Origin of the sequence: Olivibacter sp. 47 (genome assembly GCF_030372825.1) — a bacterium.
Lineage (GTDB): Bacteria > Bacteroidota > Bacteroidia > Sphingobacteriales > Sphingobacteriaceae > Olivibacter > Olivibacter oleidegradans.
Window position 1 is genome coordinate 15,902 of sequence record NZ_JAUCNR010000001.1, and the last position, 22,154, is coordinate 38,055.

At 42.8% G+C, this 22,154-nt stretch carries 13 protein-coding genes; 1 reads left to right on the plus strand and 12 read right to left on the minus strand.

The window, feature by feature from the left end:
* Nucleotides 1–6: 6 nt before the first annotated feature.
* Together QT327_RS00060 and QT327_RS00065 are read right to left on the minus strand one after the other, a co-directional pair.
* The gene (locus tag QT327_RS00060) at nucleotides 7–801 is read right to left on the minus strand and encodes a response regulator transcription factor (RefSeq protein ID WP_130858060.1); all 795 of its coding nucleotides are present in this window, start codon (nucleotides 799–801) and stop codon (nucleotides 7–9) included.
* Nucleotides 798–3,977, minus strand: coding sequence for a ligand-binding sensor domain-containing protein (locus QT327_RS00065; RefSeq protein WP_130858061.1), 3,180 nt, complete (start codon nucleotides 3,975–3,977; stop codon nucleotides 798–800). The genes QT327_RS00060 and QT327_RS00065 overlap by 4 nt, the downstream gene beginning before the upstream one ends.
* A gap of 311 nt (nucleotides 3,978–4,288) precedes the next feature.
* On the opposite strand from QT327_RS00065, the gene QT327_RS00070 reads away from it, so the two are divergent.
* Nucleotides 4,289–6,151, plus strand: a complete 1,863-nt coding sequence (locus QT327_RS00070) for a family 43 glycosylhydrolase (RefSeq protein WP_242627383.1) — start codon at nucleotides 4,289–4,291, stop codon at nucleotides 6,149–6,151.
* 33 nt (nucleotides 6,152–6,184) lie between these two features.
* On the opposite strand, the gene QT327_RS00075 is transcribed toward QT327_RS00070, so the two are convergent.
* From QT327_RS00075 to QT327_RS00120, 10 genes are all read right to left on the minus strand, one after another.
* Complete coding sequence (locus QT327_RS00075) at nucleotides 6,185–7,213, minus strand: family 43 glycosylhydrolase (RefSeq protein WP_130858062.1); 1,029 nt, start codon at nucleotides 7,211–7,213, stop codon at nucleotides 6,185–6,187.
* Nucleotides 7,214–7,221: 8 nt separating this feature from the next.
* Nucleotides 7,222–8,376 (minus strand): aldose epimerase family protein, encoded by a 1,155-nt coding sequence (locus QT327_RS00080; protein WP_246860331.1) that lies wholly within the window; start codon nucleotides 8,374–8,376, stop codon nucleotides 7,222–7,224.
* Between the two features lie 57 nt (nucleotides 8,377–8,433).
* Complete coding sequence (locus QT327_RS00085) at nucleotides 8,434–10,281, minus strand: glycoside hydrolase family 2 protein (RefSeq protein WP_130858063.1); 1,848 nt, start codon at nucleotides 10,279–10,281, stop codon at nucleotides 8,434–8,436.
* 26 nt (nucleotides 10,282–10,307) lie between these two features.
* Nucleotides 10,308–11,474: an endo-1,4-beta-xylanase gene (locus tag QT327_RS00090; protein WP_130858064.1), complete on the minus strand. Its 1,167-nt coding sequence runs from the start codon at nucleotides 11,472–11,474 to the stop codon at nucleotides 10,308–10,310.
* 200 nt (nucleotides 11,475–11,674) lie between these two features.
* A complete protein-coding gene (locus QT327_RS00095) occupies nucleotides 11,675–14,143 on the minus strand; it encodes a glutaminase domain-containing protein (RefSeq protein ID WP_289551537.1) in 2,469 nt (822 codons plus the stop codon).
* A gap of 89 nt (nucleotides 14,144–14,232) precedes the next feature.
* Entirely contained in the window at nucleotides 14,233–15,204 is a 972-nt protein-coding gene (locus QT327_RS00100; RefSeq protein WP_289551538.1) for a glycoside hydrolase family protein, read from the minus strand.
* Nucleotides 15,204–16,286 (minus strand): beta-L-arabinofuranosidase domain-containing protein, encoded by a 1,083-nt coding sequence (locus QT327_RS00105; protein WP_289551540.1) that lies wholly within the window; start codon nucleotides 16,284–16,286, stop codon nucleotides 15,204–15,206. The genes QT327_RS00100 and QT327_RS00105 overlap by 1 nt, the downstream gene beginning before the upstream one ends.
* Nucleotides 16,287–16,294: 8 nt before the next feature.
* Nucleotides 16,295–16,972, minus strand: a complete 678-nt coding sequence (locus QT327_RS00110; protein WP_130858067.1) for a DUF3823 domain-containing protein — start codon at nucleotides 16,970–16,972, stop codon at nucleotides 16,295–16,297.
* Nucleotides 16,973–16,991: 19 nt separating this feature from the next.
* Nucleotides 16,992–18,836 carry a RagB/SusD family nutrient uptake outer membrane protein gene (locus QT327_RS00115; protein WP_130858068.1) on the minus strand — a complete coding sequence of 615 codons (1,845 nt, stop codon included), beginning with the start codon at nucleotides 18,834–18,836 and terminating at the stop codon, nucleotides 16,992–16,994.
* A 3-nt stretch (nucleotides 18,837–18,839) separates the two neighbouring features.
* Nucleotides 18,840–22,079, minus strand: coding sequence for a SusC/RagA family TonB-linked outer membrane protein (locus tag QT327_RS00120; protein ID WP_130858069.1), 3,240 nt, complete (start codon nucleotides 22,077–22,079; stop codon nucleotides 18,840–18,842).
* Nucleotides 22,080–22,154 lie beyond the last annotated feature (75 nt).

The window sequence follows — 22,154 nt, forward strand, 5'->3', positions numbered from 1 at the left end:
AAACGGTTAGTTTCGCTGTTTAAGATTCTCTACATATTCTGAAGGAGAAACGCCGAATTGCTTGTGAAAATTCCTACCGAAATGGGTCTGCGAACTATATCCTACCATTTCAGCTATCTCATATATTTTCAATCCGCCTTCAGCCAACAATTCCGCAGCCCGCTTAAGTCGAGCAACATTAATCAGTTCATTCGGGGTTAAGTTAGATATTGCTTTAATTTTCCGATATAAGGTAGGCCTGCTCATACACATTAAGTCGGCTAAATGCTCCACGTCTAGATTTGGATTTTCCAATCGCTGATGAATCAAATCGTTTAATTTCTCGAGAAACAATTCATCTGACTTCGAATGGGCCATCGTTTTTATGTGTACCAATGGAGAGGATGCAAAGTACTCGCGCAACTTATTCCGATTGGCCAGCAAATTGGCAATTTGAACTTGCAGGTACTCTGGAGAAAACGGTTTTTCGACATAAGCATCCGCACCCAGTTCCAGCCCTTGTATCTTGGATTGCAACGTATTTTTTGCTGTTAGTAGAATAACGGGAATATGACAGTATTCAACGGTAGATTTGACGGTCTCACATAAAGCATAGCCATCCATTACGGGCATCATAATATCACTGATGATGAGCTGTACACTTTCATCCGCTAAAAAGTTCAAAGCCTCTCGTCCATCATTAGCGGTAAATACTTGATAATGTTCCTGCAGATCATCTGCTAAAAAATCCAAGATCTCACGGTGATCATCTACCAGCAGCAAAGCAGGTTTGTTTGTAGTGGTTTGTAGGGTATTTATCATAGATCAGATTCTTTATGGTTAAGTGGTAGCGATAATACAAATGTATTAAAGTTTTCGTTATTCTTAATATCTAAAATCAAGCTGCCTCGATGCATTTCGGCAAGCGAACGCGCTAAAGCTAGGCCCAGACCACTACCAACAGATTTCGTATTCCCTTTGATCCGGTAGAAGGGCTCAAAAATTTTCTCTTGTAGATGGGGAGGTATTCGTTCTCCATCGCTAGCGATAATGACTCGAAAAAAGAGTTCTTCCTTTTGTAAACGAATAACAATTTTACTAGCCGCATATTTAAGGGCATTATTTAATAAGTTGCTTAACATTTTGTCTAAGGCTTCTACATCAACATATACCCATAATTCCTCCTTTAACACTTCTAACTTAATCTTTATACGCAACTCCATCGCTGTTGGACCGAGCCTTTCTACTTGATCTTTTAGAAATTGTGTTACCTCAAGATGTTGATAAGTGAGCACAAAGGCTTGTTCCTCGGTTTTCCTAAAATCTAACAGTTGCCCCGATAGCTCCAACAAACGATTGGTATTCTTTTCCATTATCAACAAATTCTTTCGAATAGTCGGCACTTCGTCCACTTGTTTAATAATTTTCTCCATAGGTCCCTTTATAAGGGTCAAGGGTGTTCTTATTTCATGTGCAACTTGCGTGAAGAATTCTATTTTTGCGCGATACATTTCCTCTTCTTTTTTATGTGCAAGCTGTTCCAATTTTAACCTATTCTTTTCCCGCAGACGGCGGTGATAGGAGCCTACGATATAATAGATTAATACTATAATCAATACGGTATATAAAAGATAAGCCGCTTTACTAGCCCAAAATGGCGGTAAAATATGAATGGATAAGATTGCCTCCTTCCCGATACGGGCCCCTAAACTATTGATTGTACTAACCCGAAAAATGTATTCGCCGGGTGGTAATTCAGTAAAGTAAGCCTTTCGGTTTGCCTGAAGGTGGGTCCAGTCGGGATCCAAGCCATCCATCTTGTAAACATATTCTGTCATTTCAGGAGATGTATAGCTAAGCGCAGCGAAGTCGATACTAAAGGTAGATTGGTTATGTCTTAAAATGATGGTATCGGTAAACGTAATCGACTTTTTCAAGGGCGAGCCGTTTTCACCAATCGTCAGGTCTTTATTATAAACCTGAAATCCGGTAAAATAAACGGGTGGTACAAAGGATTTGTCTTGCAATCGCCGCGGATTGAAACGAATTAAACCCTTTACGGTACCAAAGTATAACATACCATTTTGTGCTTTATAAACGGAATTATAGTTAAATTGATCGCTTAAAAGCCCGTTTGCAACTCCAAAAAAACGACTGGTATTTGCGCGCGGATTAAAACGGATCAAGCCTTTTGATGTACTGATCCAAAGGTCCCCATGATTATCTTCTTGTACTGTACATACCAATAGGCTTTGCATAGATTGAGGAAATTGATACTGCTTAAACTTTCCCAACGACTTGTCCAGGCGACAGAGCCCTTCCTCGGTAGCGACCCAGAGCTGTCGGTCTTTTGTTTCCGTAATGTAAGTCACACGATTACTTGTCAACGTAGCGATATTGCCCGGTTGATGACTATACCTTCCTCTATTACCTGTTTTAGGATTGTAAAAGTATAAGCCATCTCGCCAAGAGCCCGCCCAAATCGTACCTTCCCGGTCTTCAAAAAGCGATGTATAAAAAATATTCGACGGAAAATTACGTACAAGTTGAAACCCCTCTCTTTCATATAAATATTCATAGATTCCTCTGTCTGTCGCCAATAGTACTTCGCCGGAACGGAGGCGTAACATGGTATAAATGAAATTACTTCCCAAATGGAATGGCGCATTGGAAGCAGTATACTGTTTAAAAACTTCGCCGGTGGATATACGCATAAGGTTTAAGCCTTGGTGAAAGGTTCCCACCCATAAAGTATCCCCAGTCGCTAATAAGCCATGAATATTGGAAGAAGATAGTTCTTGAGGTTTACCTTGAACCGAAAAATGTTCAAATCTTCCGCTTGTCAGCGACAATTTGTTTAATCCACCATTTTCCGTTCCGATCCATAAATTTCCATAGCTGTCTGCCGTTATTTCACGAACAGCACTTCCTATAAGACTATTCTCTCCTTTTTGCGGGAAAAATTTCTCAAAGAAAGTATGCTGCTTATGATAATAACTGACACCTCCAAACCAAGAGCCAACCCAAATACCGCCTTCGGTATCACGACAAATAGTATAAACAGCGTTATCACTGATGGACCATTGATTATTATCTTCCTTTTTTAAATGTACAAAGCGTTTGTGTCGATCTTCGTAGATGAAAACGCCCAGCTCAGTAGCTGCCATATATTGCCCCTCATCCGTCCTTTTGATATCATGCACATAAATGGGCAGTTGATTTTCACTTTTTTTTAATAGATCCTGATAGGATCCGTCTAGCGGGTATAATAACTTTAGTCCTTCCTTAGCCGTGCCGATCCAGAGCCTTTCTTTGTTCTCGTCCCATAAAAGACATGTAACCGGTCTCGAACCGATGGACGATTGTTTTCCGAAAACTTCAAAGCGTTTTGTCTTTTCCCATTTAGGTTCAAGCAGCTTAATTTCACCATTGCTAGAGCCGACCCATACACCCGTTTTACTTACTGACACTGCATCTACTGAACTCATTCCTAGCTTTCCGAAGTTCTTAATTTGCCCTGTTTGGGTCTGGTATCGGACTAAGGATGAAAAGGCCGTATACCAGATATTACCTTCCTCGTCTGCTTGAATATGAGCGATCGCCGCGTCTTGATGATGAACAAAGTGGCTGAATTTCTCCGTAAGTGGATCATAGATATAGATTCCTAAGTCGGTCCCAACCCAAATATTCCCGAGGCGATCTTCAAACAGGCTGTGTATAAAGTTATTTCCTAAGCTAAGTGAATCCTGTGGATTGTGGTTAAAGACCTTAAAGGTGTAACCATCGAATCGATTGAGACCATCGCGTGTACCAAACCACATAAAACCTTTACTATCCTGCATGCTGCAAATAACCGCATTATTAGAAAGGCCGTTTTCAACCTGATAATGCTTGAAGTAATAAGGTTGACAATACAGTAGTTTTACGAACAGGCAAAACAGGAATACGCTGATTAGTTTTTTTATCATGGCTAATTCAAACTTAATATTTCTTTTCATTTCGAACAAGGTCGCATCTGACTTTTAGTATGAATGACTATCAATAAAACAGGACTTTAGTCAGCTTTTATTCGGACCTTGTTCGGATCTCATTCGGATACAGACAAATAAGGTCTTATTTATATTCAAATAAATTAATAATTGGTTAAGTGGTGATATGCTCGTTGATAGTACCCGTTCTTAACGCTTCTATGCTACCTGGCCTGGGCGAGACATGTAGCGAAAGATAATTTGTCGAAAGTTTGATACAATCGGATGAGCCACTTTTCCTTTCATTTTACGTTATTTGAGGTCTAATAACCAATTATTACATGAGGCGCTTTATTTTTTCGATTCTATCGATTTTGTTCATCCATTATTCGTTCGGGCAGGCCATCAAGAACCCGATCATCAATAAAGATTTTCCTGATCCAACCATTATTTACACTGAAGGATTTTATTACGCTTATGCAACCAATAGCAATATCGATGATAAACTAGCCCATATCCAGGTGGCCCGTTCCAAAGATCTTCAAAATTGGACTATTTTAGGCGACGCTCTCCCCGAAAAACCAAGCTGGGCGGATCGCGATTTTTGGGCTCCTCACGTGCTATTTGATAGTGCCATAAATCAGTTTGTGCTTTTTTATTCCGGCGAATCGGGGAACGGAAAATGCCTAGGTGTCGCTTACGCTAAACACCCCGCTGGACCGTTTAAGGATTCGGGCAAACCTTTGTTATGTGGAGAAGGGTTTGTGAATATCGATCCTATGGCCTTTATAGACCCTAAAACCAAAAAGAAACTACTTTATTGGGGGTCAGGTCATGCGCCGATTAAGGTGCAAGAAATGACGGATGATTGGTCAGCATTTCGTGAGGGCTCAAAATCGATTGACGTTATGCATCCGGAACAAGAAGCACAATACGATAAATTAATTGAAGGAGCATGGGTAGATTACCACCAAGGCTATTATTATCTTTATTATTCAGGTGATAATTGCTGTGGGCCTCAAGCCAGTTATGCGGTGATGATCGCTCGTGCAAGAAACCCCTTCGGGCCCTTCGAACGATTGGGTTCCAACAATCATTCGAATAGAAGCGTTTTGCTTGAAAAGGATAGTTTATGGCTGGCTCCGGGGCATAATTCCATTTTCCGCGATCCGAAGGGCAATATCTTTATCGCTTATCATGCCATTCCCATCAATCCCAACACGGGCAAACCAGATGGCTACGGACGTGTAGCCCTTATCAAGCGAATCCATTATCGGGAGGGCTGGCCTAAGATCGAAGATGCGAGCACCCATTCCGCACCGCTTACTTTAGCTGATCCTCACATTTTCTATGACAATGGCACCTACTACTTGTACGGTACTGGAGCACCTGATGGTTTTCAAGTATATAGCTCCGTAGACCTCGAAAACTGGACAGGTCCTGTTGGTCGCGATCGTAACGGTTACGCTTTGCATAAAGACCATACATTCGGCACGATGGGCTTCTGGGCGCCGCAGGTCTTTAAATATAAAAACAGGTTTTACATGGCTTATACTGCTAACGAACAAATTGCGATCGCTAGCAGCGATAGCCCACTTGGTCCTTTTACGCAAGACACAAAACGCGCCCTCAATGGACCTACCAAACAAATCGATCCGTTTATATTTTTTGATAAAAACAAAGCCTATCTCTATTTTGTGCGCTTACATGACGGCAATCGAATCTACTGTGCGGAATTGTCAAATGATTTAAGTCAAATTAAAGAGGAAACTGCCAGCGAATGCCTTCGTGCTGATGAACCTTGGGAAAACACATCCGACGCGCGCTGGCCTGTTACGGAGGGACCTACCGTTATTAAACATGCCGGACTTTATTATCTTCTTTATTCAGCCAATGATTTTCGAAACCCCGATTATGCCGTTGGTTATGCCACTTCATCGCATCCCATGGGACCGTGGAAAAAGCATCGAGGCAATCCCATTATAAGTAGAAGATTAATTGGGGAAGATGGCACCGGCCATGGAGACCTTATTCAAGACAAGCAGGGTAACTTGCATTATGTATTTCATACCCATTTCAAAAATGAGCAGGTTGCACCTCGAAAAACAGCATTTATTGATCTTAAATTCGAGCATAGCGGAAATCCGCCCATCCTTCAAGTCGATTCGAATTCCTTTAGGTTTTTAACAGTAGGAATAAAATAAGGTAAATAGCTGTTAAAACAGCACGAGAAAGAGTTATTTAAATACAGGAGCCCTTTGTTTGACAGAAGAAGTTCCTTGCCCTTTTATTTCAGGCCAACCATCTTTCCAAAACAAAGGTTCCATAAGTAGAACTCGACGATCCGTACCATTGCTTAACTTTCCTTTCCGGGCATTGAAACCATGATACAAGAACCAGTCCTGCCCATTGTCATCGCGAATAAGACGGGCATTATGCCCTGTTCCTACAAACCGGTCATTCCCTTGAATCAGTAAAGTACCTCGTCCTCTTTCAGTAATTGGGTACCCCTCTTTATCTAGATAAGGTCCTAGTAAATGCTTTGATCTTCCAACAAGCACATGGTATTTGCTGTTTAAGCCTTCACAGCAAGAGCCCTTTGAACCGAAGAAGTAGTAGTAATCACCCTCCTTATGAATCATAACCGCTTCCCAATCGCCAGCTGCTATTTTTGTTTTTTTGTGGATATCAGCAACCGATCTACCATCTTCGCTAAGTTCAATGGCATAAGTTCCTTGTGTTGGTAAATCACTGAAACTTCCCCAAAAAAGGTATTTTTTACCTCGATCTTCAAAGAAGCATGGATCGATAGAATTTGGCACATCCACCTCTGCGCTGAGAAATATTTTTCCTTGATCTATAAAATCTCCATTTAAGGAGTCAGCAATTGCCAAACCGATACCGGGGTTAGGATCTCCCCAAGTAGAAAATGCGTAGTACATGTAATATTTCCCATTTACTCGATTTACATCCGGTGCCCAAACACCTCCTTTTTCTTTCCATTGCGGTTTTTGCCGCAAGGCATTTTTCACGTAACGCCATTGGGTTAAATTCTTTGATTGCAACATGGGTACCCATCGCGGCCCTTTTCCATCTCCCCAGTCGTCAGCGGTGCCGAATGCATAGAACAAACCCGTCTTTGGATCCCTTATGACGGATGGATCTGCCAGTACAGGTTCGAATACCGGATTGCTATATCGATCAGGCTCTTGAGCAGCACATTCGAGCGCAAAACAGAGCAGCGAAAAAAGGAGGAACTTACGCATTCTACACCCTATTTAGTAACGGAAAAGACGTACTCCGAAGTCGTTTTGTAGACCTTGCCCGGGTCCAGAATGATCGACGGAAAGTCCGGTTGATTTACGGCATCCGGAAAATGCTGAGTCTCTAGAGCAAAAGATGTTCGATAGTCATCCTTCACGCCGCTTTTCAGGGTATTTTGTCCCTTCATAAAATTGCCTCCATAAAACTGCAATCCCGGTTCGTCGGTAAAGATCTGCATAACAATGCCACTCTTATCACCCGTAACAGTAGCTGCTAAACCATACTTATTCCCTTTGTTGAGTACAAAATTATGATCGTACCCACCTCCGAATTTTAATTGCTCATTGTCCTGATCTACGCGGCTACCAATGGCTTGCGCTGTTGTGAAGTCAAAGGGCGTATTCTTGACAGAAGCTAAATTACCCAGCGGAATCAGGGTGCTGTCAACTGGTGTATATCTATTTGCGTTTATTTGTAAAAGATGATTATTAATGGTGCCCGAGCCTTCCCCGTTCAGATTAAAGAAAGCATGGTTCGTAAGATTAACGGGCGTGCGTTTATCAGTAGTTGCCTCGTAATCAAACCGCAATCCATTATTGGCGGTGGCGGTATAGGTTATTTTAACTTCTAAGTTTCCTGGAAAATTTTCCTCACCATCGGGTGAACGGTATCGCAAAACAAGTGAAGAGTCGCTTGCTTGTTCTGCATCCCACACTACATCCTGAAACCCTTTTTTTCCGCCATGCAAGGTGTTTTGCCCATTATTGGTAAAGATACTATATGCCTTTCCATCCAATTCAAATTTCCCTTTCGCTATCCGATTCCCTACACGGCCGATCGTAGCACCATAATATGGCTCTGAAGAGGCCTTGTATTCCGCCGCTGTCGCAAAACCTAAAACGACGTCGACAGGCTTACCATCTTTATCCGGTACGGTTAAACTGACAACTCTGCCACCATAATTCGTGAGTGTTGCGGTTAATCCCTTTCCATTGCTGATTGTATAAAGCTTCGCTTCTTTACCATCGATTTGGCTATCAAACGCTGTTGTTTCTTTTACGCTGTGCTCATTTGCGTTGTTTTCTCTTGCGGGGTTATTACACGAAAGGGCTATACAGCCCAAAATGTAATAAACATAGTATTTTATCTTCATATCTGTCTTCATGAGGTGGGACTAAATTTGATTCTTCATCTCGATTTAGTCCCATTTTCAATATAACCCTTATTGTATAGACTGTTGATAGAGCGTCTGATGCAGTTGATTCAACTGTGTTTCAGGAATCTTGATCACTTCACGATCATAAGTCATCATTCCGTTCGTTTCAACCTCCACATCCGTTGTTTGAGTATATACACCAGCCGATAATCCTAATGGGATCAATCGTTTTAAGTCTTCGATCAGTTTAGTATAACGCTTTAAAAGCTCCTCTTTATTTTTAAAGCTTTGGTATCCCCAGTTATTTTTTTCCTGCCAGGTATGACCTTCTATTGGCAAACCTAAACCACCAAATTCGCCCAGTACCAATACTTGTTTTTCGCCAAATAATGCTGGGTCGGGCATCGAAGGATCAGGATAGTTGTGAATATCCAAAATATGTCCTGTCTTCAAGAAATTGCCTCCGCTGGCACTATTAACCAAACGTGACGGATCGTATTGGATAGTCCATTCGGTAATCTCCTTGGTCTTAAATTGTCCCCAAGCTTCATTAAATGGAACCCACACAACGATACTGGGGAAGTTATGCAAAGCGTCCATGATAGCTTTCCACTCTTTCTTGTGATAGGCTTCTGATTCAGCGGAACGTTCTTTATCCAAGTTATACCCTGAGAGCTGCCCTGGATGATTGTCCCAACGGTTACCGCCTAAATCGCCACTTGGCATATCCTGCCATACCAGCAAACCAAGACTGTCGCAGTAACGGTACCAACGAGCAGGTTCTACCTTAATGTGTTTACGGATCATATTAAAGCCCATTTCTTTTGTCTTTACAATATCAAACAATAGCGCTTCGTCGGTTGGGGCCGTGTACAAACCGTCGGGCCACCACCCTTGATCCAATGGGCCATACTGGAATACGAACTCGTTATTTAACATTAACCGCTGAATACCTTTACCATCCTTGGCCATGGATATTTTACGCATGGCGAAATAGCTTGTCGTCTCATCTATTACCCTTCCTTTCCGAAGAACCGATACGCGTAGATCGTAAAGTTTAGGGTTCGATGGCGACCATAACTCTACGCCGGGGACCGATAAATTTGCTTCTGCCCCTGCCGTTACAGTCTGTTCAGCCAGAACTTTATCACCATCCAGTGCAAGCACTTTAACCTGATCACCGCTTTGGCTGCCCTCTACTTGCGCGTAGAATGTTAGCGATTTTTTGTCGACATCCGGAGTTTGCTTTGTATGAGCTATATAGGTTTTTGGAACGTTTTCCAGCCAAACAGTTTGCCATATACCGGTAACGGGCGTATACCAAATACCTTCCGGATTTTTCACCTGCTTACCACGTGGTTGAGGCCCTTCATCCGTTGGATCCCACACTCGGATCGCTATCTCTTGTGTCTTTCCTTTTTTAAGGTATTTGCTGATATTAAAATAAAATGGATCGAAACCACCTTGATGACTACCCACTTGTTGGCCATTTACGTATACTTCACATTGCCAATCTACTGCTCCGAAATGCAACAGTACATCTTCCTTGCTATTTACGGCTTCTAATTTAATGGTGTTTTTGTACCATAAAGCTTGATCTTTACCAACCGTTTTTCCAACGCCTGATAAAGCAGATTCAACGGCAAAAGGGACAAGAATCTGTCCTTGGAAATTACTTGGTATATTTTGTTCTGTTTTCGAAGTTATGGCGTATTGCCAAAGGCCGTTCAAGTTTTGCCAGCCCTTCCGTACAAGCTGCGGCCTTGGATATTCTTGTAGCGTTTCTTTCGGATTTACTTTCTCTGCCCAAGGCGACATGATTTTATCGCCAACAGGCTTCCAATTTGCGTCTTGCGCCACAGCGAACTGCGAACTAATTAAAAGTAAGGATCCAAAAATCAAGTTACGTGTCATGCGTTCTTTTATATGTGAATAAAATATTAATTTGTTGCTTTAGTAAGCGATTTGATGAAGGCAACCTCCTCTTTACTATAAGGTGTGCCATCTTTTCTTAAAATGTCGTGAAACCAAACCTTAGGCGGCGCGTCGTAAGACTTAGACCAGCTATCCCATGCATAAATGGTTTGTGTTTTCCCATCGACAAAACCCCAATTGTAAGCCCCTACATTATATTTCTTTGCAATGGGCAAACTACCTTCAAAAGTACTCTTGTTTGGCCGGGCCATGTATTCTGTACATAATATAGGCCGCCCGTACTTTTCCAACTGCTTAATGCGCGCCTCAAAAGATGCGGGATCTTCATAATTGTGGAAGCTAATAATGTCTGACGCTTCCAATTGCAAACGCTGTATTTCGGTCAGTGCCGTTGAATCAGACCAGTCGCCGCCATCCCATAAACCAGACGTTAGGGGCTGGCTTGGCTGACTAGCACGCGCCCAATCGAAGGTTTTTTTGAGCAACTCGTAAACATACTTGTCCTTATTCTCTAATTCTACTTTTCCGTAAGAACTTTTATTGGGATTATTGGGCTCATTCCAAACATCCCAACCTAAAATGCGATTGTCTTGGGCGAAATGCGTCACAACCCCTTTAATATAGCGTTCCAATTTAGGGTATTGGGTACTATCTTTTAACACTTCCGAACCAGGACTTTGCACCCATCCCGAGTTGTGGACATGTGGTTTTGGGGCGCGTTGCTTTCCTAATTTTGGAAAAGGGTCCCAGCAAGAGTCGAAAAATACAAAAAGTGGTTTGATATGATGCTTATCGGCAATTGCCAGAAAAGTTTCCATTCTATTCAAGAAGCCCGCACTGTCTTGCTCATAAAGTAAATCATGAAGATATACGCGAACTGTGTTAAAGCCTAGATCCGCCGCCCAGCCTAATTCCTTATTGATAGTCAAGGTATCAAAACTATCCGCTTGCCACATTTCCAGCTGATTAATCGCCGTACTTGGACTAAAATTGCAGCCCACAAGCCAAGCTTGCTTTTCATACCATTCGTTGGCGTCTTCTGTCGACCAGCGCGTTTCCGCAGCTTCCTCGGTATGTTCATTTTCTTTTTTATTATTGGTTGACGAGCAGCCCGTCAGCCATCCTCCGGCGAGAATAAATGAAATACCTAGTAATAATGTTGATAGCTTCATATCGATTTGCTAATTGGTTTGTCGTTTGATAAAAAATCTTCCAACCAAAGGAAATGATTATCGTACGATAAACCAATTAGCACTGTGTCAATTTTTCTTTATATTGTCTCAATTTAGCTGTCAGACTTCAGCAATCAGCTTTCAGATTTAATTTATTTTAAGAGTTAAAACTTCGTTTCAAACGGACTGTCGACTGCTGTTTACTTTTTCAACATTTCCTTCTCTAGCATCTTCACAAAATAGCCGCCTACCACCGATCGTGCACGAAAACCAACTGACTTACCATCGGTTGTTTCATGCCAATCGCTCAAGGGGATACGGTCCGGTGTTTCATTCACAAATTTCCACACCGGGCTTACGAACGTCTCAAAATCCGTATCATCCGCTAAGGTAGCGGTCCATAAAATCCAGTCAGATTTTGTATAGGTTTTTCGACTATCTAAGGGCAAACCATATGTTTGCTGTTTTGTCTTGTAATAAGCAATTTCCTTTTCTACCACTTCCTTAGGGAATATATCCAATTTCAACAGCTTATCCCAAATGAGGTTGTACTTTTGACTCCAAGTATCCTTTTGGCCAAAAGCAAGGGTATAATGATTACCGTTGTCGGCCAATTTCATCCACTGGGCGGCCATTTGTTTCGCTAATTCGAAATGCTTTTTTGCTACGTCCTCTTTTTTTAGCATCTCTGCTAGTTTCGCATAAGAAGCGATTCCCATAATCGCTTTCACAGATAAGTTAGCATTGCGCGCGAGATGTCCTGCAAAGTCATCGGTACAGAGCTGATTTGCCGGGTCGAGTCCTTCTTTCTTTAAAAATTCAGTCCAAGTGGTCAGGGTTTCCCAATGTTTCTCCGCAAAATTCGTATTGCCATCCCGCAAAGCTATAGCGGCGGTAAGGGTAATCATATTACCTGCCTCTTCCACCGGCATATCTTCTCCATAGGTTTGACCATTGGCTAAAGGATACGTTCCGACATCATGGGCAGGGAACGGCTTCTTCCATCTACCACTTTCCGAATATTCAAAAATAAAACGTAACAAACCTTTCGCAAGCTCCGTATTATACAAAATAAAAAGCGGCGCAGAAGGATAGGTAACATCCACCGTTCCGATGGAACCGTTTGAAAAGTTTTCTTTCGAGAAAAACAACAATTCCCCATTGGTATTTGCTACTACTTTATGCGCAGCGATTGCTTGTCGATAGGCAAGGTTACATAAGTCGGCATATTGCTCACCGCCTACCTTTTGAGCATCGGCCGATAATTTTTCATCGAAAGATTGACAGGCCTGCATTAAACGATCATAGTCTTTCTCCGCAGCTTGAATCATATCTAGGGCATTTGTCTTATTATCCCGACGCCACCACGGGCGCAAATTCTTTCCGAAATATTGTACCGAGTATTCATCGTCATAAGCAATCACCAAATGTTCTGAGATTGCATCCGTTATTTGCCCTAAGGTCATCTCCACACCGATCAGCATATCGGATGCAGCGCCAATTTTTGCTTCAGAAGAAGCACCCTTTTTTGCAATATCTGCGACAAAACCCTGCAAGCTGTTTGGAGTTGATTTAATAGAAGCCTTTTTCGTGGTCGCGATATATGCTTTTCCCCAATCAATCCGAACATTATCTCCTTTTTTACCTAATATTTGCTGACTCGTTGTCCCCACCGATTGTACCAGTAGTTGATCATGATCTTCTATAGCTGCTTTCACTTCCTGTTTAGCTTTATCAGCGCTCACTTTTCCCGATAATGCAAACCAGATTTTTACATCGTGGGCTTTCCCGTCTTTCGACACTGATTTAAAAGTTAGATAGGATGCGGGTCTAGCCAATACTTCCAATTGATCCATCAATAAAGGCGAAGTAAAAGTTAAATCAATGGCTACGCCGCCGGCATCAAAGGAGTATTCAGTCTGTGTCGCCGTTAGATGCACAGACGTCTGTTTTGCCAATTCGGTATCCAACAGTTTCCGTTCCTGTACCAAACCGACATCGATAAAGGCGCCACCCCGATCATTACGACAATGTACAGCTAAAGTGTTTTTACCTTGCTTCAGTGCTTTTATACTCGCGGGCGAAAGAGCTCTTTGTCCATAATCTAGAATAAAATTCGGGTCTTCATAAGCCAATACGCCATTGATAAAAACTTGCACCGCGTCGTCATGGCTAATCAGTAACTTCGGATCATTTGGAAGCTTGTCCAAAGTAAATTCCCTTTTATACCAAATTTCCTTATCATAACGTGATGCGGCTTTCATCGGATTATCCACGGAATTATCGCCAAAAGGTGCTGTTCCGGCCTCCCAAGACTGATTGACAAAATCAGTTGCTTCCCAACCCGTTCCCGGATTTGCATAGGTGTAGTGAACTTCATAAGGTTTTTTCTGTGCGGTAGGCACTACATCTTCCAAAAGCGAAATTGCTTTGCCCACTAATTGATATACTTTGCCATCCACCTGAGCCAGTACTACAAGTGGTTGATCCTCGCCCGTCCAGTGTTTAGTTGACTGTGCATTCAGCGTATCTCCGAAAGACCAGATACTAAAGTAAGGATCATGCGTAATCAAGGGATAAGCAGGTGCCCTTAAACCTTGTTTCTTTTCCGCTGAGGCCTGTTTATCTGCACCACTTCCACAACTTGACAGGAGGCCTAAGCTGATCATTAACGCACTAAAAATGATGTTTTTTTCATCTTCTATTGTATTGTTTGTTTTAGTATATCCATTGTTAGCTATTAGCTAATCCCTTAAAACTAATACTTAATCACCGGAAAAGCACTAATCCGCAACCTTGCTGCCCCCATGGGTATAAGTTCTAGCTCTTCTGCCTCCGTATTCACCTGTACCGGACTGGCTGGTAATACATCCGTTAACCCATATTGATCGATTTTCCACTCCGGAATTTGTTTACCTTTAACTTTTAATCTTACCGGGACATGGTCAGGCGTAAAAGGAAAGTTATCCTCCGGCCACTCGCTTTTTATTACTTCTATTATTTCTCCTGGTTTCTGGCCAGCATACACGATTCCGTAGTTCCAAGGCGAGTTAGGCAGTATCTCAAAAGATGGCCATTTTTCAGGATCTGCATTATCTTGCCATTTAGAATCCCCAATGGCAGAGGCCTTGCTGTCTTTTTTGATATATTGCTCTTGGATTTTTAAAGAATAAGTGAGCGGTCCTCTGTTAATACTGATACTTCCCTTATTCTCTTTCCATTTTGTAATAGAAAGTTCCATGGGCAATGTTAAGGTAATTTTATCGCCATCATTCCATGTTCGCTCGATCTTAACATAAGAACCCGCTTTAAAGGCTTGTTGCACCTTTTTACCATTAACCAGTACACTGGCTTGATTACACCAATTTGGAATCCGTATATAGTAGGGGAAACTTACCCCATTTGCTGTATGTACGGTAAAGGAAATCTGATCATCAAAAGGATAATGCCCGGCCGATTCAATGCTAATCTCCTGTCCATTTGCCACTTTTGCTGTCACAACAGCTTCCGCAAAAAGCAGGGCCGCCAAACCGTTATCCGGTGTGGCCATAAAAATATGCTCGGCAAAATAAGGCCATCCTTGTGCATGGTTGTGTTGACAGCATCGCGAACTGAAAGGGTTCATCATTAAAAAGGGGCCTTTATTATCAATGCCCGGATGATGGTTCTTGCTATCACTGATGGACATATTCGGACTCGTAATATAACGTAAAGCCTTGAAATCAGGCATTACGGCCGCAGGATAGGTATTAAAAGCAACCTCTTCGGCATGATCTGCCCAAAAGGATCACCGGTTATTCCCATTAATATTTCATCGGAGGCCATTTGTTCGACCATGCCGCAGGTCTCAACTCCTTGTCGTGGATCCGCATAGCCTTCCCGCGCATTTTCATCTGCGCCGAACATGCCCCCTGGTACATTGCCGAAACGTTCGCGGATAATATCAAAATTACGATAACTAGCTTCGAGATCACTCGGATCGCCAGTTTGCAAATAATAAGTAGCGGGTTCACGGAAGCATTGCGCAATATTCACATTATGCCAATTCGGAAGGTTATGTTGCTGCTTCCAATCGGCCGTATTTCGGTGGATTTTCTTTGCCAAGTCCAACAACCATTCCTTTCCCTGTGTTCGGTTATAAAGCCAATAAATGCTATAGAGATTATCCCCTCCCCGACTGTTCTCCCAGTAATCCTTGAGTAGCTTCTCCTCCGGAAGTTGATTTTGCCAGGCAAAATACTTTTCCATAAAAGATAGCACCCGCTCGTCACGACTATACTCGTAGTACGATTGTAAACACCACAGCATAATCATATTGCCCCAGAGGTCGGGTTTGCCATCTTTTAAAATCAATGGACCGAAGTAACCGTCTTCTCGCTGGCTTTCCAACGCGGCGTTAAGCCAGATCCTCGCTTCCTGAATAATCCGTTCGTCCTTTAAAATATAGCCAAGATTAGCATAACCTTTCAACCAATAAGGAACTTCTTCCCAGCCATGATCCCCACTTCCATCTTTACTTAACCAGGCATTATTTTTCTTTGCTAGCCAAGCACTGATTTCCCCGAGATGTCCCGTCAATCCGTCACGCTGTAATTCCAGGTATTTCCGAAGCCAACCTTTTGGTTGGATAGAACCCACAGGCAATTTAACGAAATAAGCAGATCGCAGCGGTTTCCGATTGGATACGTAATGCTTATTAGATGCACTTGTATCGGGGCGGCTTACATTGGTAACCTCCTCAATAGCCTTCGTCGGATTTAGGATCGATAGACTTAAACAGGATGCGACAATTAAGGATTTATAGAACATCATTGCAATTTTTATCTAAGGCGAACAACTGGTGAGTAAATTCCTTGATCAGAACCACTTGGCCAAACGCATATCCGCCCGAAGAGCGCACGTCCATTGACCGCGTCAGGCTCGTCTGAAAAATCCACATTTAAAGCCATCTGTCCGACCTGAACATCATCACCCGTATATTCGGCTCGTACAACGTTAGCCACTTCGTCAACGAAGGTGGTCGTATTGAGGAGCAGCATTACCCGATCGATCTGCGCGGCATCCACAATTTGATTAATCGTAAAAGAGGTATTCATCACATTACCGCTCAAGGAGATCGATGAATTAGAGATGGTGAAGTAAGGCGTTACTTCCAAATCCACGGAAGCCGTCCCTCTTAATTCCACTTCCGTGGTATCGCGGGTATTAAGCCAGGGACCATTACCGTCTCTGGTAACCAATTTATAGTGTCCGTCAAATAATTTAGCGGAAAAGCTGCCATCTTGGGAGACGAAAACGTCCAATGGCGTCCGAAAGTCGTAACCATCCTGAAATAACTGAACGCGTACGCTCTCATTAGTCCCTTTCAATTGCAAAGGTTCTCCCTGATAAACGATTCGACCCGTTAATGTAGAGGTGGGTTCATCATAATTGTCTTTTCCACAACCCGCAAGGAGCGTCACGAAAATTAATAAGCTATATATACAATACTTTTTCATATTCTTTAGTTAAACTATGTTACTGATAGGGGTTTCTTACCAGTTTCGGGTTGTTATTTAACCAACCGTTATCCAATTCACTGTAATAATGACGCAGTTCAAAATACAAAGGATTTGGATAAATAAAATCCATATTCCGTACCTCGAATGCCCACTTGCCATTGTTAGGATCCCCTGATGCGACAACCCGATAAGGCCACAAGCCTCTTCTGCCGGCTTGTTCATTACGTGGATTCCCGTTCCAAACAATATGCGCACGCCGCCAGCGTAACAGATCCCAATAGCGATGATCTTCGAATGCGAACTCGACGCGCCGTTCATGTACGATATTTTCAAAAGTAAGTACTGTCAATGGCTGTACACCCGCACGTGCACGCACGGCATTGATATTCGACAAGGCGACGGCATTACTACCACCATTTAATTCAAAGGCCGCTTCAGCTGCAATCAGGTAAGCTTCTGCCATGCGGAAACGGGGTTCCCACATTTCTGACCCTCTACCAATGGTTCCGGCAGCAGGCGTTTCATCTAAAAATTTGCGGATACCAAAACCAGTCTTATTAACTAGCCGAAGGGCAGAATTGAAAATCGGCCCATTTTCGGAAGTCAGCAACTGACCATTCGCCGTACTATTGGCAGCACCTTCTCGTTTCATCCACGCGTTGCCCTCTCTATTCAATTGCCCGGCCTGATAAACTACCTCGGCGCCTGCGAATGTAGACCCCGGATATAATACCGTCCCCGCTAACCGTGGATCCCGACTCTCGAATAATTCACTTGCCGTTTCGAAAAACTGCGGCGTTCCGCCGAAACTACCGACCTCAAATTTACTACCTTGGCCAGGCGTTGTTGTATTAATAGGTTCGAACTCCTCGACCAAATTTAAAAGGATGGACAAATAGCTGGTATTGGCATCCTGTGCCATCGATGTGGGGAGATTCGCTCCTGTAAAACCATGTGTTTGCCCAGGAAAAATATAGTCACGCGCCCAAATAACTTCGGTATTGGCCTCTTTAACGCATACTGCTTCATAAAAATTGAGCGCCTTGTCTTCCGGCCTCCGGTCTTGAAGTTCGTATGGGCTTTGTTCGATCACCTCTGTAGCTTCTGCAAGAGCCGTTTCATAATAACCATTAGCCCTTGCCGATTCAATTCCCACCTCTCTACCAGCTGTTTGTATAGGCGCCGGCATCATGTTGTTGTATTTCGCTAAGGAACCAGCATATAGAGCTGCCCGAGCTGCCAACATTTTTGCCGTCCATTTATTGGCGCGTGCATTATTAGTTGTTTTGTCTCCGCTCATCAGTTCAGCGCTCTCCTGGCACTCACTGATAATATAATCGTACATTTCCGCTTCCGTCGCTCTTGGAAATTGTAAAGCGGTAACGTCTACACCAGGCACATAATCAAAAACTTCATCGCCTACTATGGGCATGCCACCCAATGTTCGACACGTATTGAAATAGCACCAGGCACGTAATAATCGTACTTCTCCAATCAAGGGCGCTTTCTCGGTATCGGTCAGGGCATCTGTTTCGTTCAATCCTTGTAAAAACTGATTAAAACTTCGGATGAGCCCATAGTCGTAAACGCGCCAACGGTTACGGTCAAAACTATTAAACTGGTCGAAATCATACTTAATCGCTTCATCTAATACGGTATAATCATATTGTCCTCCTCCAGGCCGTTGCCCCCAGCTGATGCGATCGTAAAAATCTGCGAGTGCTGAACGAATTAAGTTGGGATCACCAAAAACCTGGTCGTTTGTTAATATGGTATCGGGTTTTTGATCAAGAAAATCCTGGCAGCTGCTATTTAGTAAAGCGCCCGCGAGGATTGCTATATAAAAACATCTTTTTTTCATGTGTTAGAATTGAAGGTTTAAACCGAAATTATACATACGCATGGTCGGATAGCCCAAGCCATTCTGATCTTGCTGCTCGGGATCGACCCCTTGCACATTTGTCAGGGCAAAGAGATTCTGCCCCATCATATATACACGGATGCCTGAAATTTTTGCTTTGCTTAACCACGTTTTGGGCAGGTTATAGCCGAGCTCAATATTTCGTAACTTCACGTAGACTACATTACTTTTCCAAAATGTACTACCCCAATAATTGCTATGGTCGCCTTGATTCAAACGTACCAAAGGGTATTTACCGGGAATTAATTCACTGTTGGGATCCCAAACATCAGCCAAATGCCAGGCGTCGTCAAAAATAAAAGTCGGATTATTACCATTGTTTTGGAATGGCACAGCTTGTTCCCAACGTTGATACCAAGAAGAGAATGCCGTACCCGAGAAGTCGAAGGCCAGGTCGAATCCTTTGTAGTTAAAAGCGAAATTCAAACCAAAATTCAAAATCGGTGTAGCATCTTCGCGGTAACCAATTGGACGTTCATCCATATTGTTAATTACCCCGTCACCATTGAGATCCGCGTATTTAATATCTCCTGGCATGAGGGTCGTGTTTCCGCGCCGATCATTGTCGATCGGATAATTGGCAATCTCTTCCCAACTCTGGAACTGTCCAATGGCTTCCAATCCCCAGTTAAGGTATCCGTAACGCTTGTATATGCTGTTTCGGTACATATCCCACGAGTTGCTTCTCCTATTGTCGTATTGCTCCCAATCGTAGAAGCGCGCATAGGTAAAGTTACCGCCAATACTATAATTAAAGTCGTTGATGTTGTCCGCCCAGCGCAACATCCCATCTACTCCTCTAATAACATCTGAATTTAAGTTTTCATTAGGTAACCCAAAGCCGAGCTCGGAAGGCAGTTGCACATCATAGCGCGCTGCGGGAATGCCCGTCGTTAAGCGATTAAAATAAGAAAACGTAGCCGTCATCCGATTTTTTAAGGTTTCCATTTCGAAACCTACGTCTAAGATGTGGGATCGTGTCCACGATAAAGTAGTCACCGGTAAGCCTCTTGGACGCGAACCGATCACATATTGGCCGTCTATTACTGAAGCACCGGCACCATTTCTGAAATTATATCCTGCAAGGAAATCAAAGGCACTGTAGCCGTTGACGTCATCGTTTCCAACCGTACCATAGGAACCTCTGATTTTCAAATTATTGATCACATCATGAATGCCGTGACCTTTCCAAAATTCCTCCTCTGAAATCCGCCATCCAGCTGAGGCCGATGGGAAAAAACCCCAGCGGTGTCCTGGAGGGTATTTCCAGGAACCATCATAGCGACCCGATAATTCCAGCAAATACTTACCTCTAAAATCATAATTGAAACGTCCCATAATTCCCATACGTGCTTGCGTATTCCTCCCTCTGTCGTTGAATGTCCGCAATTCATCAAAACTAATCAGGTTCAAACTGTTAGCTGTTGGTCTGCTGACAATCTGGCCTTGTGGGTCACTGCGCTGAATGGTTTCGAATCCCACGATTGTATTGATGTTATGGTCTCCAAAAGTTTTCTTATAATCCAATTGGACATTCGATGTAATCTCTTCGATCTCTTCATAAATTCGTTCACGATAAGGGTCGTCCATGGAATAATCCACGGGATAGCTGTCTGTCGCAGGATCATAGCGGTAAAGCTGATAGGTATACTCTTGGTTGTCAAATTTACGATTCCCATAATAATAGCCACCCAGCATTCTTGCCGTAAGACCATCCATGATTTCGTATTCGGCGTTAGCCTGCAATTGAATATGCCTCCAGTTCTCTGTCATTCGACCAGACCGCTCGTAGTTCAGAACAGCAAAATTTGTCTGCGGATCGTCGCCGGGACGTTGTGGATATAGTGGATTATCGTTTGCATAAGGACGGCGCGTAGGTAAATTACGAAGAACAGCAAATCGAGGCAACCAGTAGTCGTCTCCCCCCGGAACACCAGGGTTCACCCGTTCTTCCAGACGGCCATTCATACGAAAACCAACCTTAAAGCGATCATTAATTCTGCTGTCCAAGTTCATTTGCAGGTTGGTCCGTTCAAAACCACCGTAATTTTTGATAGTGGCATCTTGCTGCAAGCGTCCAATAGAAACATAATAATTTGATTTGTCCGTTCCACCACTAAAATTAGCATTCAAGTAATACTGGGGAGCACTTTCCCAAATAAAATCGAGCCAATTGAAACCTTGGTAACCTACCTCCGTTCCTGCCATCCACTTATCGTATTCTTCGCGGGAATATTGTCTATCGGTGCCGCGTAACGTTTCACCTTGTACATAATTGTGCACATAGGTTTTGGAGTCAGCAGGATCAACAAATTTAAAATTATCCTGCATACCAAAGTAGCTATTTATAGATACCGTGTTTTTTGAGTTATTAGCACCTTTTTTAGTAGTCACAACTATTACGCCATTAGCCGCTCGTACGCCGTAAATAGAAGCAGAAGCGTCTTTTAATACCGATATAGATTCAATATCGTTAAAATCTAAATTATTGAATTGCCCTTGATCTGACTGCATACCATCGATCACATAAAGGGGATTTCCCATATTCCGAATTCGTATTTGTGTACCCGAACCAGGTCTACCATCAGTTTGCCTCGTATTCAACCCAGCAACTTTTCCGACGAGCGCACCAGAAACGTTGGGCGCTGAAGAACGTGCAATATCTTTTGAACCGATCGTCGAAATCGCTCCCGTTACCGAGGCTTTCTTTTGTGATAATCCAAAGCCCGTAACCACCACCTCTTCTAAAGATTGGGCATCGGGTTTTAACATAATTCGTATTTCTTTATCATCACCGATATTTATAGTTTGGGACATATAGCCAACGAATGAAATCTCAATGACGTTACTTTTCTGTAGTATCAAACGGAAAGCCCCTTTTTCATCAGTAGATGTACCATTACTTGTTCCTTGCTCCTTCACACTTACACCGGGCAATGGTAAATCAGATTCGTCTACTACACTGCCAATAATCTCCCGCTGCTGTGCTTCTAAGTGTGAATTTGGCGGTGCAAAGAACGTTGATTTTGCATAAGTATTCTTCCAAGGAAAGCAAAGAATACAAATGATTGAGCACAAAAAATAGCTGCTCGGTTTTTTTAATAGAAATGGTGGATGCAGTGTTTTCATCAAAGGCAATTTGATGAGCAGCCACTCAGAATAAAAGCGCGTATTCCTCCTCATAAGAAATTGTTTAAGTTTATTGGCACATTAATTTTGTTCAGTTAGCATTAATAATTTAAAACGGTTTAGCACGGC

Coding starts and splice junctions, on each gene's coding strand:
- QT327_RS00075 (WP_130858062.1), bottom strand. CDS start 7,213: ATGCGTAAGTTCCTCCTTTTTTCGCTGCTCTGTTTTGCGCTCGAATGT.
- QT327_RS00085 (WP_130858063.1), bottom strand. CDS start 10,281: ATGACACGTAACTTGATTTTTGGATCCTTACTTTTAATTAGTTCGCAG.
- QT327_RS00090 (WP_130858064.1), bottom strand. CDS start 11,474: ATGAAGCTATCAACATTATTACTAGGTATTTCATTTATTCTCGCCGGA.
- QT327_RS00070 (WP_242627383.1), top strand. CDS start 4,289: ATGAGGCGCTTTATTTTTTCGATTCTATCGATTTTGTTCATCCATTAT.
- QT327_RS00105 (WP_289551540.1), bottom strand. CDS start 16,286: ATGATGTTCTATAAATCCTTAATTGTCGCATCCTGTTTAAGTCTATCG.
- QT327_RS00110 (WP_130858067.1), bottom strand. CDS start 16,972: ATGAAAAAGTATTGTATATATAGCTTATTAATTTTCGTGACGCTCCTT.
- QT327_RS00060 (WP_130858060.1), bottom strand. CDS start 801: ATGATAAATACCCTACAAACCACTACAAACAAACCTGCTTTGCTGCTG.
- QT327_RS00120 (WP_130858069.1), bottom strand. CDS start 22,079: ATGAGGAGGAATACGCGCTTTTATTCTGAGTGGCTGCTCATCAAATTG.
- QT327_RS00115 (WP_130858068.1), bottom strand. CDS start 18,836: ATGAAAAAAAGATGTTTTTATATAGCAATCCTCGCGGGCGCTTTACTA.
- QT327_RS00100 (WP_289551538.1), bottom strand. CDS start 15,204: ATGCCTGATTTCAAGGCTTTACGTTATATTACGAGTCCGAATATGTCC.
- QT327_RS00080 (WP_246860331.1), bottom strand. CDS start 8,376: ATGAAGACAGATATGAAGATAAAATACTATGTTTATTACATTTTGGGC.
- QT327_RS00095 (WP_289551537.1), bottom strand. CDS start 14,143: ATGATCAGCTTAGGCCTCCTGTCAAGTTGTGGAAGTGGTGCAGATAAA.
- QT327_RS00065 (WP_130858061.1), bottom strand. CDS start 3,977: ATGAAAAGAAATATTAAGTTTGAATTAGCCATGATAAAAAAACTAATC.